Below are 16,126 nucleotides of genomic sequence, written 5' to 3'. Positions count from 1 at the left end.
CCACCCGAGGAGTCCCGTGGTAGCCGCCCGCTTCGCCGCCCAGCTCAACGTCCAGATCGGGAACGAGCTGGCGGCACACAACCAGTACCTCGCCTGCGCGGTGTACTACGACGCGCTCACGCTGCCCCAGATGGCGGCGTTCTTCTACCGCCAGGCGGCCGAGGAGCGCGAGCACGCGCTGATGATGGTGCAGTACCTGCTCGACACCGGTGCGCCGGTGGAGTTCCCCGCCGTACCGGCCGTGCTCAACTCCTTCGAGGACGTCGTCGCCCCGGTGGCGCTCGCACTGGAGCAGGAGAAGCGCGTCACCGAGCAGATCAACGAGCTCTACCGGATCGCGCGCGAGGAGGTCGACTTCGCCTCCGAGCAGTTCATCAGCTGGTTCATCAAGGAGCAGGTCGAGGAGGTCGCGACCATGTCCGACCTGCTCGCGGTGGTCACCCGCAATCAGCACGACGTGGAGCAGATCGAGGAGTACGTCGCCCGCAACGCCGACTCCGACGGCACGGATCCGACCGCTCCGAGGGTCGCCGGAGCCTGACCTGGCCGCCCGGCACCGCCTCAGTGCTTGTGGTGGTGCTTCTTGTGGTGGTGGTGCTTCTTGTGATGCCCCGGCCGGGTGACCTGGACGGTGGCGCTGCCGCCTGCCTGGGCGACGGTGGTGATCTTGATGCCCTCCGGGGTGGTCAGGGTGTGGCCGGGCAGGAGCTCGGACTGGTCGGCGTCGGTCAGGCCGTAGACGTGGTTGTCCAGATCCCAGGCGCGGCTGCTGCCGGGCATCGCGTCGACCAGCCAGGTCGCCCTCGAGCCGGGCTTGGTGTAGCGGACCAGCACACCCAGCTGAGCGGGGTCGAACGGGGCGTCCACGCCCTGGTTGGTGCGGAACTCCACCCAGTACGTCCGCTTGTGCCCCTTGATCTCCAGCGTCTTGACGCCGCCCGCGCCCTCCAGCGGTGAGAGGGTGAACGTGCCCTTGTGCTTCTTGACCTTCTTGGCCGTGCCGTCGAGCCAGTGCAGCTTGAGTAGGCGGTAGGCGCTGAAGCTGCCGGCCACCACCGTGCTCGACATGGTGTCGTAGGGGTCGCCGTACTCGATGGTCTTGCAGTGGCCGCCGAAGGAGACCGCGACGCCGTTCTTGGTGCACTTCAGCAGGTGGGCGTGGTCCAGCCCGAGGTTGTGGCCCATCTCATGCACCGGTCGGCCGATCGGGTTCACGTTGAGGGTGCCGGCGGTGTGCCACTCGTAGGAGCCGTCGGGCCAGGTGAAGGTCCACTTGTAGAACGTCGCCGGGCCGACGTTGGTGACGCTGGTGGTCTCCTTCGTGCCGGCCGGCTTCGTCGGCGGGACCACCGGCTGCGCGGGCGGCACGTTGAACAGCCACACGGTGTGGCCCGGCTCCTGGCCCCAACCGTCGTACTTCTTCATCGAGCACGGCACGACCACGACCAGGCGGCCGTAGTGCTTCGGCTTGTAGCCGGCGTGGGCGGCGGCCTTGGTCGCCTCGTGAGCCATCTTCGAGGTCCACTTGTTCTTCACGCTGCACTTGAGTCGCTTGACGGCCAGGGGCGGGGTGACGGCACCGGTAATGCCGTACTTGCCGTGCGAGACGGTGCGATACCACGCGTTGGGCCCGGTGATGACCTGCTGCATGTAGTCGGTGGTGTCGGTGGGGGTGGTGCCCTTCCAGTACAGCTGGACCACCAGGACGTTCGTGGTGCCCTTCGCCTTCGGCGCGTGCGCGCTCGCCGGCGAGCTGGTGCCGGGGGCTGCCGCGACGAGCCCGATGCTGAGGATCGCGGCGGCCAGCAGCCGCAGCAGGGTCGGTCGGGGCATCGAGGTCTCCTCACGGGGATGGACGGTGACCAGAGCATGCCCTCGCGCCGCCGGTTGAAACCGACCGATCGTCGGCCGGCCCGGGACCCTGGTCTCGGCACGGGGCGGGCGCGCCAGGGCGGCTAGCCTTCGACCGCCCGGCCGCTTCCTGGAGTACGTCATCGCCGCCGCGTCACCCTGACGCTGCTCGCCGGCGTGATCGCCACCGTCGACGGTCCCGCCGTGGCGCTGCTGGGCAACGCACTCGTGCCCGCCGAGGACCTGCCCGGTGCCGTCGCGCTCGGCTCGCTGGCCACCAGTGCCGGTCGCGTCATCGGTACGGCGCTGGCCGGAGGCCGTCCCCGCGCCGGCCGGGTCCAGGAACCTCGACGATCAAGACGATCAAGGAGCGGGGTCGAGGAGCGCCCAGCCCGAGTATCACCACGAGGTCGTCAGAAGAGCCGGTCCTCGGCGTTGTCCAGCCCACGCAGCGCGTCGTAGTCGACCACCGCGCAGGCGATGCCGCGATCCTCGGCCAGCACCCGGGCCTGCGGCTTGATGGCCTGGGCGGCGAAGATGCCGCGCACCGGGCCGCCGGAGGTGAGGAGCGGGTCGCGGTTGAGCAGCTCCAGGTAGCGAGTGAGCTGTTCGACGCCGTCGATCTCGCCGCGGCGCTTGATCTCCACCGCCACCGACAGTCCGGCGGCGTCGCGGCACATCAGGTCGACGGGGCCGATCGCGGTCGGGAACTCGCGGCGCACCAGCGTGAGGCCGGGCGCGAGCGTGGCCGGGTGCTCGGCGAGCAGCTCCTGCAGGTGCTTCTCCACGCCGTCCTTCTGCAGGCCGGGGTCCACGCCCAGGTCGTGCGAGGAGTCGTGCAGGACCTCCTCGATCAGGATCCGCAGCTGGTCGTCCGTCTTCGAGGTCACCGTCCACTCCACCCGGCCGTCCTCGGCGGTGCCCTCGCGCAGCGAGCACGGCGGGGACATCCAGTTGAGCGGCTTGTAGGAGCCGCCGTCGGAGTGCACGAGCACCGAGCCGTCGGCCTTGATCATGAGCACCCGCGTCGCCATCGGCAGGTGGGCGGTCAGCCGACCCGCGTAGTCGACCTGGCACCGGGCAACGACGAGTCTCACGGCCGAGGAATCTACAGTGGCCCCCATGGAGATCAGGAAGGCGACCCGCGCGGACCTCGACGCGCTCGAGGCCATCGAGGATGCCGCGGACAGCCTCTACGTCGAGTACTTCGGCGCGACCGAGTGGCATGAGCCCACCGCCGGCAGGCAGCGGGCGGCGGCGCCGGGCTTCGTGTTGGTGGCCGGGCCTGCCGAGGAGGGCGAGCCGCCGTACGGCTTCGCCCACGTGCTGGAGTGGGACGGCTGCTCCCACCTGGACCAGCTCTCGGTGCGGCCGGAGTGGCAGCGTCAGGGCATCGGCACCGCCCTGATCCAGGCAGCGGCGCGCGAGACCGCCGGCAACGGCTATCGGGAGATGACCCTGATGACCTTCCGCGAAGTGCCGTGGAACGCGCCGTTCTACTCCCGGCTCGGCTTCACCTCGATCCAGCCTCGGTGCGCCTTCGAGGATGCCGCGGTCAAGCTCGAATACGGCCTGGGGCTGCATCGCTACGGCACCCGGACCCTGATGGTGGCGGGCGTCACATCGCAAGGGGTTACCCGCGAGTAGTGAGATCGGGCAGGCTTCGCCTATGGCCGAGCAGACGAATGAGCAGATCGCCCAGACCCTGGTCTTCCCGTACCTGAACCAGGCGGTGAAGTTCCTCCAGGACGAGTACGCCACCGCCACGGACATCGACAACGGCATGCGCTTCGGCTGCGGCTATCCGGCCGGCCCGCTGGCCTACCTCGACTCGGTGGGTCCGGCCGTCGTACGGGACGCGCTGGCCGCCCGCTTCGCCGAGACCGGCGACAACCTGCACAAGCCGGTCGCGCTGCTGGAGAAGGTCGCCGACGAGGGCGGTTCGTTCACCGGTGGCGGCGGCGCCGCGAACGCCCCCGTCCCGGCGTTCAAGCACGACATCACGACCATCGGCGTGGTCGGTACCGGCACCATGGCCAGTGGCATCGTCCAGGTCTTCGCCCAGGCCGGCTACGACGTGGTCTTCGTCGGCCGCAGCCAGGACAAGCTCGACGGCGTCGTCGGCTACATCACCAAGAACCTGGACCGCGCCATCGCCAAGGGCAAGGGCACTGAGGAGGACAAGGCCGCGGTGCTGGGTCGCCTCACCGGCTCCTCCGACCGCGCCGCGCTGGCCGGCGTCGACCTCGTGATCGAGGCCATCGCCGAGGACCTGGCGATCAAGACCGAGCTGTTCAAGGACCTCGACGCGATCCTTGAGCCGGGCGCGATCCTGGCGACCACCACCAGCAGCCTGCCGATCACCCAGCTCGCGGAGACGACCTCGCGGCCCAGCGACGTCATCGGCATGCACTTCTTCAACCCGGCGCCGGTGATGAAACTCGTCGAGATCGTCACGACGGTGCACACCAGTGCCGAGGTGGACGAGACCGTCAAGGCATTGACCGCCAAGGTCGGCAAGGTCGGCGTCAGCTGCGGCGACCGCTCCGGGTTCATCGTCAACGCGCTGCTGTTCCCCTACCTCAACGACGCCATCAAGCTCGCCGAGAGCGGCGCGGAGCTGGGCACCATCGACGCGGCCATCAAGGAGCAGGTCGGCTTCCCGATGGGGCCCTTCGAGCTGCTCGACGTGGTCGGCAATGACGTCTCGCTGGCGATCGAGAAGGAGCTGTACGCCGAGTTCAAGGAGCCCGGCCTGGCTCCGGCGGCAACCCTCGAGCGGAAGGTCGCCGAGGGCAAGCTGGGCCGCAAGACCGGCGAGGGCTTCCACACCTACTGATCGACCTCCTGATCGACCTCCTGATCCAGCTACCGACCCACCCGCCCGACGAGCTCGGCGGGCGGCATCGGTCGGCTGATCAGATAGCCCTGTGCGACGTCACAGCCGAGCGCGCGCAGCCGGGTCAGCTGCGCGTCCCGCTCCACCCCCTCGGCGACGACCGTCAGCCCGAGGGTGTGGGCGGCGCCGATCACGCCGGAGAGCAGCTGGGCGTCGGCCTCGTCGGAGTCGATCCGCCCGACGATGCTCTGGTCGATCTTCAGGGTGCTGACCGGGAGCCGGCGCAGCATCGCCAGCGACGAGTAGCCGGTGCCGAAGTCGTCAAGGTGGACCACCACCCCCGCGGCCTGCAGATCGGCCAGTTGCTCCACCGCCAGCGCCATGTCGATCACTGCGCTGCTCTCGGTCACCTCGATCTGGAGCAGGCGCGGTGGGATGCCGGCCTCGTCGAGCGCCTCGAGCACACTGTGGACCAGGCCGGTGGCGGCGAGCTGCACGGGCGAGACGTTGATCGCGACGGCCCAGTCGCGGCCCTCGTCGTACCAGATTCGTGCCTGGGCACACGCCTCACGCAGCACCCACGCACCGAGTGCGGTGATCTGGCCGGTGTGTTCCGCGACCGGGATCAGCTCGTCCGGTGGGACGGGGCCCAACTCGTCGTCGGTCCAGCGCAGCAGCGCCTCCACCGACTCGATGCGGCCGCTGCGGAGGTCGAGCTTGGGCTGGTAGTGCAGCTGCAGGCCGCCATGCTCCAGGACGTGATGCAGGCGGCCGCGGATCAGGGCCTGCCGGGAGCGGGCGTCGGTGGCCGCCGCGCTGGGCAGTCGGCCGGTGCGCGCCTTGCCGGCCCGCTTCGCCCGCAGCATGGCGGCGTCGGCCTGCTGCAGCAGGGCATCCAGTGGGCTCCGCCCGGGCGCCACCGGCAGGTCGCGGCCGACCGCGATTCCCACGCTGGCCGACAGGTAGAGCTGGCGATCCTGGATGGAGAACGGCTGCAGCGCGGCCTGGACGACCCGGTCTGCGACGGCGGTGGCGGTGGCCTCGTCGACCTCGTGGAGGAGTACGGCGAACTCGTCACCGCCGAGCCGTCCCACGACATCGACCGGGCGCACGGCACGGGCGATGCGGCGTGAGAACGCCAGGAGCAGCAGGTCGCCGGCCTGATGGCCGAGGGTGTCATTGACGCCCTTGAAGCCGTCCAGGTCGACATAGAGCACGGCCAGCCGGCTCGGATCGCCGCCCGCGGCGAGCAGCTCATTGCCCCACTCGTCGAGCATGCGGCGGTTGGGCAGGCCGGTCAGCGGATCGCGCAGCGCGATCTCGCGAAACACGATGCCGACCTCCCGGAAGATCCGCGCGACGGGTGCGACCGCGGTGCGGCCGTCGGCGTACAGGACCAGCGCGTCCTCCTCGCGCAGGCTCTCCGGCCCGGCCAGGAGTGTGGAAGCGGCGTCGCGCAGGGACTGGTCGGCGTCGAGGTAGACGCCACCGAACTCCACGACGTCCCCGACGCGCGCGCGGGACAGCAGCGCGCGGCCGTAGCCGAGGCGGCCGCTGAGCAGCGACTCCAGCCGCAACCGGGTGAGCAGCGCATGGCCGCGATGCGACGTGACCGCGACGGCGCGCAGGTCGGGGTCCTCGCGGAAGCGCTGCTCCACCTCGCGCAGGGACGTGTCGGCGGTCAGAGCCGGGATGAGCAGGCTGAGCTCGCGCAGGGTCGGTACCCGCACGGTGGTCAGGTCGGAGACGGGCAGGGGCACCTCGGTCACATCTGCTGCATCGGTGCCCAGCGCTCCGGGGTGAGCCCGCCCGGATGAACATCGGGCCAACTCCAGGAGGAACCGCTCAAGTCCCGGGCGATCATGTCGGGAGCCGCGCACGGGTACCAGCCGGGGCATGAGCAGCGTCGAGACGGGCCGGATCACCACCGACATCCCGGCCCGCCTGGACCGGCTGCCCTGGGCGCGCTGGCACTGGCTGGTGGTGATCGGACTCGGCACCGTCTGGATCCTCGACGGGCTCGAGGTCACCATCGTCGGCTCGATGTCCGACGCGCTCAAGCCACACAGCACCGGGCTGGGCATGTCCGGCTGGGACATCGGCTTCGCTGGGGCCTCCTACGTCGCCGGCGCCTGCGTCGGGGCACTCTTCTTCGGTCAGCTCACCGACCGGTTCGGCCGCAAGCGGCTGTTCCTGGTCACGCTCGGGGTCTACACCTGCGCCACCGTGCTCACCGCGTTCTCGCTCAACCCGCTGTGGTACTTCATCGCCCGGTTCTTCACCGGCACCGGGATCGGCGGCGAGTACGCCGCCATCAACTCCGCGATCGACGAGCTCATCCCCGCGCGGTTCCGGGGCCGGGTGGACGTCGCCATCAACGGCTCGTTCTGGGTGGGTGCCGCGGGTGGGTCGCTGCTGACCATCCCGCTGCTGGACCCCAGCGTGATCGATGCCCGCTACGGCTGGCGGCTGGCCTTCGGCCTCGGCGCGGTGCTCGCGGTCGGGATCCTGCTGGTGCGCCGCAACGTGCCGGAGTCGCCGCGCTGGCTGTTCATCCACGGCGGCGACGAGGAGGCCGAGCGGATCGTCCGCGAGGTCGAGGACACCGTCGCCGAGGAGACCGGCGAGCAGTTGGAGGACGTCGACGAGACGATCACGATCCGGCAGCGGCGATCGATCGGATTCGGCACCATCGCCCGCACGGTCGTCAGCCGCTACCCGCGCCGTACCGTGCTGTGCTTCAGCCTCTTCGTGGGGCAGGCGTTCCTCTACAACGCGTTCTTCTTCACCTACGGCGACACCCTGTCCACCTTCCTGAGCGTGAAGCAGACCGGTTGGTATCTCGCCGTGTTCGCAGCCAGCAACTTCGCCGGTGCGCTGCTGCTCAGCCCGCTCTTCGACCGGGTCGGCCGGGTCCGGATGATCACCGGGACGTACGTCGTCTCCGGGGTGCTGCTCGCGGTCACCGGGCTGATGCTCGGCGGCCTGTCGGCGGTGACGCTGACGCTGATGGGCGCCATCGTCTTCTTCATCGCCTCGGCGGGGGCGAGCTCGGCGTACCTCACCGCCAGCGAGGTCTTCCCGATGGAGACCCGGGCGCTGTGCATCGCGTTCTTCTACGCCATCGGCACCGCCGCGGGCGGCATCAGCGGTCCGCTGTTCTTCGGCTGGCTGATCGACCGCGCCTCGGCTCAGAAGGACATCACCCCGGTCGCGGTCGGCTACTTCGTCGGTGCGGCCCTGATGGTCGGCGGCGGGCTGGTCGAGGCGTTCCTCGGCGTCAAGGCCGAGGGCCAGGCGCTGGAGAGCATCGCCCAGCCGCTGACGGCGGAGGACGAACCGGGGGAGAATGACACCCATGCGCAGCAGCCGCCTGGAGGCGTTCAGCGACGGGGTCCTCGCGATCATCATCACCATCATGGTGCTGGAGCTGCACCTGCCTGACGAGAAGACGTTCGGCGCCTTCTTCCACCAGACCGGGCTGAACCTGCTCAGCTACCTGCTCAGCTTCGTCTACGTCGGCATCTACTGGAGCAACCACCACCACCTGTTCCACGTCGTCGATGAGGTCGACGGCGTGGTGCTGTGGGCCAACCTGCACCTGCTGTTCTGGCTCTCGCTGCTGCCGCTGACCACCGACTGGATGGACGAGACCCACGTCGCCACCGACCCGACCGCGGCGTACGGGATCAACCTGCTCGGCGCCGCCGTCGCCTATTTCCTGCTCACCGTGACGATCGGCCGGCTGCCGGGCGGCCGCAACCTGCAGGAGGCGCTGGGCGGCAGCGTGAAGGAGAAGATCAGTCCACCGCTCTACGTCCTCGGGATCGCACTGTCGTTCGTGCAGCCCTGGCTGGGCCAGATCCCGTACGTCGCGGTGGCGCTGATGTGGCTGGTGCCCGACCGGCGAGTGGAGCGCTGGCTGGCCCAGCGCTCGGAGACGCCGTAGCCCCACCCGCCGATCGCGGCTCGCTCACGCAGGCACCGGCGGCTGCCACGGCGTGAGCCACGGCGTCGCCGGCCAGCCCTCGCGACCCGCGACGAGCTCGTACATGGTGGCGCCGTCCAGGGCCTCGCGCAGGATGTCGGCGTGGCCGGCGTGACGGGCCAGTTCCTCGATGAGGTGGAACCACACCCAGCGCACCGACCACGCCGCCACGTCCTTCGGGAACCACGGCGCCTCCGGAACGGGGACCGCCGTGTCGAGGTCGAGGGTGGCGACCGCGTCGAGTACGGCGGCGCTGACCTCGTCGTACGCCGCCAGGACCTCGGCGAGCGTGTCGGTCTCGTGCCAGGTGAAGCCGTCCTGGTGCTCGGCGAACCGCTCGGCCTCGGAGCGGTCGTCGCGGCGCCGCTCCGGGGCGCTCAGGGCGGTGGTGAGCCAGTTCTGCTGTGCCTGGGTCGCGTGCTTGACCAGCGTCCCGACTGTCAGCTCGGAGCTCGGCACGGAGCGGGTGCCGGCCTGGTCGTCGGTGAGCCCGTAGGCGACGCTGCGGAAGGCGTCCTGCTGTTGGCCGAGGAAGGCGATGATGGCGGAGCGCTCGTCGGCGACGGGCACGGCGTGGGTGGGCATGTCAGTTCTCCTCGGTGGTCGGGTGGGCGTGGGTGTAGAGGTCGCGCAGCAGGCTGACCTCGGCCAGGTGGTGGATCAGCTCGCGGTGGATATGCAGGACGAGGGCCGCCCGCGGTGCGTCGGCGAAGGGCCCCTCGGCCGGCCCACACGGCTGCCGGAGCGCGTCGTCGTCCCAGCCGCGGACGCCGTCACGCCAGCGGGCCAGCTCCTCCTCGAGCTGGGCCAGCGCCTCGGCCGCGGTGCCGGCGTACCGGAAGCTGTCGTAGTCGACCGGCGGCCGGCCGAAGTGGGAGGCGGTGCGCATCGCCAGGCAGCCGACGAGCACGTGGCCCAGTCGCCAGGCGATGGTCGTGACGGGAGCCGGCACCGGCTCGGGCCAGGCCCAGTCGATGGTGAACGGCCCCGTGCCGGCGCTCATGGGTGCGGTGGAGGTGCCGCGCGGCCGGACGTTCCAGGCGCCCGGCACCGGTTCCCAGAGGTACTCGTCATCGCTCAGCCCCGCCAGCCGCGGTCGGAGCTGGTGCTGCCAGTGGAAGTCGAACTGGTCTAGGAGCTGCTCGTTCCAGAAGGTCATGCACTCACTCTGCCGTCCTATGAGGACAGAATCGGTCCGCTATCTCATGAGAGCATGTCCCCATGCCCGAGACCGGCACGACGCAACGCGTCCTTCGCCTGCTGGCGCTGCTGCAACAGCGCCCGGTGTGGACGGGGCCTGAGCTCGCCGGCCGACTCGGCGTGACCGTCCGGAGCGTGCGCCGTGACGTCGACCGGCTGCGCGACCTGGGCTATCCGGTCAACGCGGCGCCGGGCCGAGGCGGCGGCTACCGGCTCGGCGCCGGCAAGGCGCTCCCGCCGCTGTTGCTGGACGACGAGGAGGCGATCGCCACGGCCGTCTCGCTGCGGCTCGCGGCCGGCGGAACCGTCACCGGGGCCAGCGAGGCGGCGGTGCGCACCCTCGCCAAGCTTGACCAGGTCCTGCCCGGGCGGCTGCGCGCGGAGGTGCGCGCCCTGCAGGGCGCCATCGCCACCCTCGACGGCGGCCGTGTCGAGGTGGACGCCGACGCGCTGCTCGTGCTGGCGCGGGCGTGCCGCGACCGGCTCCGGGTCGAGTTCGGGTACGCCGACCGGACCGGCTCCGCCAGCGTCCGCCGCGCGGAGCCGTACCGTCTCGTCGCGACCGGGCGGCGTTGGTACCTCGTCGCCTACGACCTCGACCGCGCGGACTGGCGGACGTTCCGCCTGGACCGGTTGCACGATGCCCGGGCGACGACGTTCCGCTACCGCCCGCGCGACCATCCCGACCCGGTGGCGCTGGTGCAGCGGTCGATCAGCGTGGCGCCGTACCCCCATCGGGTGCGGATCCTGCTGCACGCGGACGCCGCCACGGTGCGCGGCCGGGTGCCGGCGACGGTCGCCGTGGTCGAGCCGGCGGAGGAGGGTCGCTGCGTGCTGTCGGCGGGTGGTGCCGACCCCGCGTTCGTGCTGCTCCACGTCGCCCTGCTCGGGTTCGCCTTCGAGGTGCTCGAGCCGGAGGAGGTGCGCGGTCTCGCGGCCGAGCTCGGGCGGCGGCTGGTGGCGGCTGGCGCCGTCGCCGAGTCGTCGGCCTGACTCTAGAGTTACCGCCATGGGTGGAGTGGTCCTGCTGCGCGACGGCCTCGATCGGTGAGCTCCGACCTCACCACGCTCCGGTACGGCGAGAGTGGCAGCCGGGTGGTGTTCCTGCACGGCCTCTTCGGCCAGGGCCGCAACTGGACCCAGATCGCCAAGGCGCTCGCTCCCGCGCACCGCACCGTGCTCGTCGACCTGCCCCACCATGGCCGCTCGCCGTGGCGGGAGCGGTTCGACTACGCCGCGATGGCCGACGACGTCGCCGCGCTGCTGGCCGAGGAGGGGCCGGCGGCCGTGGTCGGGCACTCCATGGGCGGCAAGGTGGCGATGCTGCTCGCGCTGCGCCGCCCCGAGCTCGTCGAGCGGTTGTGCGTGGTGGACATCTCGCCGGTGGACTACCGACGCACCGCCGTCTTCGAGGGCTTCGTGGCCGCGATGCGCGGCCTGGACCTGGCCGCCATCCACACCCGGCAACAGGCCGACGACGCGCTCGCCTCGGCCGTGCCCGACCCTGCGGTGCGCGGCTTCCTGCTGCAGAACCTGCGCCGCGACAAAGACGGCTGGCGCTGGCAGATGAACCTCGACGTGCTCGGCGCCAGCCTGGGCCTCCTCGCCGGCTGGCCCGAGTCGGCGGTGGTGCGGCCCTACGACGGCCCGGTGCTGTGGGTCGCCGGCGCCGAGTCGGACTACGTCAGGCCGGAGTACGACGCGGCCATGGGCCGGTTGTTCCCGCGCAAGCGGCTGGTCACGATCAAGGGCGCCGGGCACTGGGTGCACTCGGAGCAGCCCGAGGTGTTCCTCGACGTACTGCGCCGCTTCGTCGACTAGAAATCCGCCTCCCGGCTGCAACGAACGCTCGCGCCGGAGCGTGAGTCGTGCGTGGATGTGCAGGTGAGCGATCGACCGACCCGTGCCGCGGGGTCGTTCGACGCCTGGGTGGCGGTGCGGTCCCCGGCGCTGCTGCGCTTCGCCTACCTGCTCACCGGCGGTCAGAGCGAGGCGGAGGACGCGGTGCAGAGCGCGCTGGAACGCGCCCTGGCCCGCTGGTCGCGGATCGCCCGCGCCGGCGACCCGGAGGCGTACGTGCGTCGGATGATCGTGCACGAGCACATCTCCGCCTGGCGGCGCTGGCGCCGACGGGTGAGCGTGGTGGGGGAGGTGCGCGTCACCGCGTCCGGCGACCCGGCCGAGGAGGTGGCCCGCGCCGACGTCGTACGGCGACTGTGCGCCGCGCTGCCGCCGGTCCAGCGGGCCGCCGTGGTGCTGCGCTTCTACGAGGACCTGGACTATCGCGAGATCGCGGCGCTGCTCGGCTGCGCCGAGGCGACCGCGCGCTCGCACGTGCACCGCGCGCTGACGGCGCTGCGGGGCGAGCTGGGCAAGGAGGACGACGATGAGTGACCCGACGACCGACCCCGCGCGGATCCTGCGCGAAGGCCTGGAGCGGATCTCCCAGGAGGCGGAGACGGCGGTCCCGCTCGGGCCGCGGGTGCGGGTGGCGCACCGGCGCCGTATCCGCAGGATGATGGGGGCCACCGCGCTGGCGGTCCTGGTCGTGGCCGGCGGCGGCACCCTGCTGCTGCGCCAACACGGGGCCGCCCCAGTCGCCACGGTGCCGCCGGTCGCGCCCCCGTCCCAGCAGGCGCCCACGGTCGCCGGCGGCTACCGGCTCGAGGTGTGGCAGAACGTCGGCGTCTACGTGCCGACGACCTGGGGCTGGGGCGGTGCCCCGAAGGCGTGCGGCGTCGGGCCGCACGTCGACGCCGACGGCCACCGGCTGACCGGCACCGAGCCGCTGCCGGGCTACGTCGGCAGGCCGATCGACCAGGCCTCGTCCTGCCCGACGCCGACGCTGTCCGAGTCGGGCATCCCCTACCTCTGGCTGGGTGCCGACGTACCGGTCGGCACCGTCGACCTCGGCGGGGGCTGGGTGCAGGAGACCCGGAAGGTCGCCGGCACCACCGTGACCGTGGCCAGCGACGACGCGAATCTGCGGGTGGGCATCCTGTCCTCGGCGCACCGCATCAAGCAGGCCGCATGCCCCGCGAGTCTGGCACTGCCGCCGACACCGTCGGCCCGGGGCAACGGGCGGTTCGTGCCGTCCTCGCTGACGGTCTGTGCCTACGCGTCCGCTGACGGCGCCGCCACCACGACCGGCTACCGCCTGCTGTACGCCGAGGACCTGCCGCTCGGTCCGGCCAAGCAGCTGGTCGACGCGGTCGCGGCGGCGAAGCCGATGGGCGAGTACAGCTGTTACGGCGCCAGTGGCGGGGAGTGGGTGCTGCTGCACCTCACCGGCTCCGGCTCGCAGAGTCGTGACTACGTGGTCGACATGTCCTGCCCGAGCATCGCCGACGCATCGGGGGAGCAGCACCGGCTGACCTCGGCCGACGTCCTGCCCTGGGCCGTCGACGGCGTCAACGCGGTGCTGCATGCCAGCCCGCTGATCGACGTACCGGGGCGGTTCATCGCGCGGTGAGAATCAGGACCGGGCCTGTCGTGCCCGGTAGGCCGCCACCGCGTTGCGGTTGCCGCAGGCGACCGAGCAGAACCGCTTCGACCGGTTGCGGGACAGGTCCAGGACCAGCCCGTCGCACTCGGCGTCGGCGCACACCCCCAACCGGGAGTGCTCGTCGGCGCGGATCACGTCGATCATCGCCATCGCAGTCTCGACCGCGATCCGGGTGGCGAGCGGAGCCTCGGGCGGCACCGCGTGGATGTGCCAGTCCAGCGGGGGATGACGCACCAGCCGGGGTACGGCGTCGGCCTCGCGCAGGATCGCGTTCACCTCGCCGGCCGCCTCGTCCCGGCCGGCGACGAGCAGCCCGCGCAGCCGCGGCCGCAGGGCGCGGACCTGGTCCAGCTCGGCACGGGTGCGCTCGTGTCGCCCGGTGTAGTCGAAGCGCTCGAAGAACGCGTCGAGCTCGGCCACCGTCGTCATCGTGTCGGGCGACCCGGCCGTGTTGACCAGCGCGACAGCGGCCAGCAGCGCGACCTGGGTGTCATGGGCGAAAACCACGTTGACAGGTTACCTGACGCGGCCGTAGTCATGCTCCATGAGCACTGTCACCCATGACGAGGCGGTGTCGGCGCGGGCCGAGCGGCTCGGCGTCGGCCTGCTGCTGGCGGCGGTGTCGGCGGTGAGCTTCAGCATGTCCGGCTCGATCGCGACCAGCCTGTTCGCGATCGGCTGGACGCCGGGGGCGGTGGTGTTGGTCCGGGTCGGCGTGGCGGCGGCGGTGCTCGCGCCGTTCGGGCTGCGCGCGATGCGTGGCCGGGTGAGCGTCGTGGTGCTGCGCAGGGAGCTGCCCGCGATCGCCGGCTATGGTCTCTTGGCGGTGGCGGCGACCCAGTTCTGCTACTTCTCCGCCGTCCAGCACATGGAGGTCGCCCCGGCGATTCTGGTCGAGTACACCTCACCGGCCGCCGTCGTGCTGTGGCTGTGGCTGCGGCACGGGCAGCGTCCGTCGATGACCACGGTGACCGGTGCCGTGGTGGCCGCGCTCGGGCTGGTGCTGGTGCTCGACCTGGTCGGTGGGGGAGCCGGGCTGAGCCTGGTCGGCGTGCTGTGGGCGCTGGGTGCGATGGTGGGCGCGGTCGCGTACTTCCTGCTCAACGCCGAGGGCGGCATCGACCTGCCGCCGCTGGCGCTGGCCTGGCTTGGCCTGGTGGCCGGCGCCGTCGTGCTCGCGGTCCTCGGGGCGGCACACCTGATGCCGCTGCAGGCGGCGACCGGGACGGTCACGCTGGCCCACGCCGAGGTGCCGTGGTGGTGCGCGGTCCTGGTGCTCGGCGCGGTGACCGCGGCGCTGGCCTACGCCACCGGCATCGCCGCCGGGCGCGTGCTCGGGCCGCGGCTGGCCAGCTTCGTCGCGCTCTTCGAGGTGGTCGCCAGCGTGCTGTTCGCCTGGGCGCTGCTCGGCGAGTTGCCGCGGGTCGTGCAGCTCGTCGGCGGCCTGCTCATCCTGGCCGGAGTGATCGCGGTCAAGGCGGGCGAGCCGACGCTCGGCGCGTCCGATCCCGTGGACGGCGTGCCGCTGCCCGCGGGTGAGTCGCGCTAGCGCTCGTCCTGGGCCCGCACGAAGACCTCGCGGATCAGCATCAGGATCGCCGCGGCGGTCGGGATGGCCAGGAGCGCGCCGACCACGCCGAGCAGCGAGGCGCCGACCAAGGCGGCGATCACCGTCACCACGCCGGGGATGTCGACCGAGCGGGACATGATCCGCGGATAGATCACGTAGTTCTCGAACTGCTGGTAGGCGATGTAGAAGATCGCCGCGATGACGCCGGTCTCGACCGAGTTGGTGAAGCAGATCGCTGTCACGATCACGGCGCCGATGGTCGCGCCGATCATCGGGATCACGTCGGTGACCATGACCACGAAGGCGAGCGCGACGGCGTACTGGCTCACCCCGACGACGAGCAGGAACACCAGCGAGGAGACGCCGGCGCACAGTGCCACCAGGAAGGCGCCCGACACGTAGCCGCCGATGCCCTCGAAGATCCGATCGCCCAGCCGGGTCACCCGGTCACGGCGTGACGCCGGGGCCAGCCGGTAGACGGCTGCCTTGGTGCTCTGGAACGACGCCAGGAAGTAGAGCGTGAGGACGGTGATGACGAACGCGTTGAGCAGTGCGCCGAGCACGGCCAGGCCGATGCCGAGCACGCCGCCGAAGACCTTGCTGACGAAGTCGCCGCCGGTGACGAACGACTTCAGCTTCTCGATCACGTGGTACTGGTCGTCCAGCGACTGGACCCGGTGGTTGTGCTGGAGGTCGTCCAGCCAGCCGGGCGCATTGCGGCCGATCGCGGTCACCTGGTCGGCGATCACCGGAACGAAGGCGACCAGGAACAGCGCCAGCACCGCCAGTACGCCCACGATGACCACCACGACCGCCGCGGAACGGCGCAGTCCGCGCCGCTCCAGGACGCGGACCAGCGGGTCCAGTCCGGCCGCGATGAACAGCGAGACCACGATCTCCACCAGCACGCCGCTGATGGTCAGCAGCACCTTGCCAGCCGCCACAGCGGTCAGTAGGCCGAGTCCGGCGAGGAGCCCGGCGACGTACGGCGCCTTGCGGTCGAAGGCCGGTCCGGGCCGGCCGAGAGCGGGCTCGTCCTCCTGACCGGCGCCGAGGGCAGGCTCCTCCTCCGGCTCGGGGCCGACCTCCGCCGCCTGCGTCACTCGCCGTCCCGCTCGTCCGGCTCCTCGTCCTTGCCGAACCCGGCGACGAGCTCGCTGAGGGAGGCCAGCT

At 71.4% G+C, this 16,126-nt stretch carries 17 protein-coding genes; 10 read left to right on the top strand and 7 right to left on the bottom strand.

Features of this window, described 5'->3' with window-relative positions; translation table 11 throughout:
• The first annotated feature begins 16 nt into the window (after nt 1-16).
• The gene (locus VHA72_RS12865) at nt 17-541 is read left to right on the top strand and encodes a ferritin (RefSeq protein WP_325575823.1); all 525 of its coding nucleotides are present in this window, start codon (nt 17-19) and stop codon (nt 539-541) included.
• 20 nt (nt 542-561) lie between these two features.
• Here the strand turns inward: VHA72_RS12865 and VHA72_RS12860 are convergent, their stop codons facing one another.
• Nucleotides 562-1,833: a hypothetical protein gene (locus tag VHA72_RS12860; protein WP_325575821.1), complete on the bottom strand. Its 1,272-nt coding sequence runs from the start codon at nt 1,831-1,833 to the stop codon at nt 562-564.
• Between the two features lie 431 nt (nt 1,834-2,264).
• A complete protein-coding gene (gene nucS, locus VHA72_RS12855; RefSeq protein WP_325575819.1) occupies nt 2,265-2,948 on the bottom strand; it encodes an endonuclease NucS in 684 nt (227 codons plus the stop codon).
• A 25-nt stretch (nt 2,949-2,973) separates the two neighbouring features.
• On the opposite strand from nucS, the gene VHA72_RS12850 reads away from it, so the two are divergent.
• Both VHA72_RS12850 and VHA72_RS12845 read left to right on the top strand, forming a co-directional pair.
• The gene (locus VHA72_RS12850; protein ID WP_325575817.1) at nt 2,974-3,498 is read left to right on the top strand and encodes a GNAT family N-acetyltransferase; all 525 of its coding nucleotides are present in this window, start codon (nt 2,974-2,976) and stop codon (nt 3,496-3,498) included.
• A 22-nt stretch (nt 3,499-3,520) separates the two neighbouring features.
• Nucleotides 3,521-4,690, top strand: coding sequence for a 3-hydroxyacyl-CoA dehydrogenase family protein (locus tag VHA72_RS12845; RefSeq protein ID WP_325575815.1), 1,170 nt, complete (start codon nt 3,521-3,523; stop codon nt 4,688-4,690).
• Nucleotides 4,691-4,719: 29 nt separating this feature from the next.
• Here VHA72_RS12845 and VHA72_RS12840 read toward each other — a convergent pair whose 3' ends face one another.
• A complete protein-coding gene (locus VHA72_RS12840) occupies nt 4,720-6,459 on the bottom strand; it encodes a putative bifunctional diguanylate cyclase/phosphodiesterase (RefSeq protein ID WP_325575813.1) in 1,740 nt (579 codons plus the stop codon).
• A gap of 127 nt (nt 6,460-6,586) precedes the next feature.
• Between VHA72_RS12840 and VHA72_RS12835 the strand changes: the two genes are divergently transcribed.
• Nucleotides 6,587-8,134 carry an MFS transporter gene (locus VHA72_RS12835; protein WP_325575811.1) on the top strand — a complete coding sequence of 516 codons (1,548 nt, stop codon included), beginning with the start codon at nt 6,587-6,589 and terminating at the stop codon, nt 8,132-8,134.
• On the top strand, nt 8,049-8,639 hold the full coding sequence (locus VHA72_RS12830; protein ID WP_325575809.1) for a TMEM175 family protein: 591 nt from the start codon (nt 8,049-8,051) through the stop codon (nt 8,637-8,639). The genes VHA72_RS12835 and VHA72_RS12830 overlap by 86 nt, the downstream gene beginning before the upstream one ends.
• 24 nt (nt 8,640-8,663) lie before the next feature.
• Here the strand turns inward: VHA72_RS12830 and VHA72_RS12825 are convergent, their stop codons facing one another.
• Nucleotides 8,664-9,263, bottom strand: coding sequence for a DinB family protein (locus VHA72_RS12825; RefSeq protein WP_325575807.1), 600 nt, complete (start codon nt 9,261-9,263; stop codon nt 8,664-8,666).
• A gap of 1 nt (nt 9,264) precedes the next feature.
• On the bottom strand, nt 9,265-9,837 hold the full coding sequence (locus tag VHA72_RS12820) for a DinB family protein (protein ID WP_325575805.1): 573 nt from the start codon (nt 9,835-9,837) through the stop codon (nt 9,265-9,267).
• 62 nt (nt 9,838-9,899) lie between these two features.
• Here VHA72_RS12820 and VHA72_RS12815 point away from each other — a divergent pair, with 62 nt between their 5' ends.
• From VHA72_RS12815 to VHA72_RS12800, 4 genes are all read left to right on the top strand, one after another.
• Nucleotides 9,900-10,871: a helix-turn-helix transcriptional regulator gene (locus tag VHA72_RS12815; RefSeq protein ID WP_325575803.1), complete on the top strand. Its 972-nt coding sequence runs from the start codon at nt 9,900-9,902 to the stop codon at nt 10,869-10,871.
• Between the two features lie 54 nt (nt 10,872-10,925).
• Nucleotides 10,926-11,699 (top strand): alpha/beta fold hydrolase, encoded by a 774-nt coding sequence (locus tag VHA72_RS12810; RefSeq protein ID WP_325575801.1) that lies wholly within the window; start codon nt 10,926-10,928, stop codon nt 11,697-11,699.
• Between the two features lie 63 nt (nt 11,700-11,762).
• A complete protein-coding gene (locus tag VHA72_RS12805) occupies nt 11,763-12,272 on the top strand; it encodes a SigE family RNA polymerase sigma factor (RefSeq protein ID WP_325575799.1) in 510 nt (169 codons plus the stop codon).
• Nucleotides 12,265-13,350 carry a hypothetical protein gene (locus VHA72_RS12800; protein WP_325575797.1) on the top strand — a complete coding sequence of 362 codons (1,086 nt, stop codon included), beginning with the start codon at nt 12,265-12,267 and terminating at the stop codon, nt 13,348-13,350. The genes VHA72_RS12805 and VHA72_RS12800 overlap by 8 nt, the downstream gene beginning before the upstream one ends.
• Nucleotides 13,351-13,353: 3 nt before the next feature.
• Here VHA72_RS12800 and VHA72_RS12795 read toward each other — a convergent pair whose 3' ends face one another.
• Nucleotides 13,354-13,890, bottom strand: a complete 537-nt coding sequence (locus VHA72_RS12795; RefSeq protein ID WP_325575796.1) for a CGNR zinc finger domain-containing protein — start codon at nt 13,888-13,890, stop codon at nt 13,354-13,356.
• Between the two features lie 37 nt (nt 13,891-13,927).
• On the opposite strand from VHA72_RS12795, the gene VHA72_RS12790 reads away from it, so the two are divergent.
• Complete coding sequence (locus tag VHA72_RS12790; protein WP_325575794.1) at nt 13,928-14,932, top strand: EamA family transporter; 1,005 nt, start codon at nt 13,928-13,930, stop codon at nt 14,930-14,932.
• Here VHA72_RS12790 and VHA72_RS12785 read toward each other — a convergent pair.
• Nucleotides 14,929-16,056 (bottom strand): AI-2E family transporter, encoded by a 1,128-nt coding sequence (locus VHA72_RS12785; protein WP_325575792.1) that lies wholly within the window; start codon nt 16,054-16,056, stop codon nt 14,929-14,931. The genes VHA72_RS12790 and VHA72_RS12785 overlap by 4 nt on opposite strands.
• Between the last annotated feature and the right edge of the window lie 70 nt (nt 16,057-16,126).

It is taken from the genome of Nocardioides sp. (genome assembly GCF_035547795.1).
GTDB lineage: Bacteria > Actinomycetota > Actinomycetes > Propionibacteriales > Nocardioidaceae > Nocardioides.
Note: the sequence above shows the minus strand (reverse complement) of the source record. Positions and strands in the feature narration are given on the sequence as shown.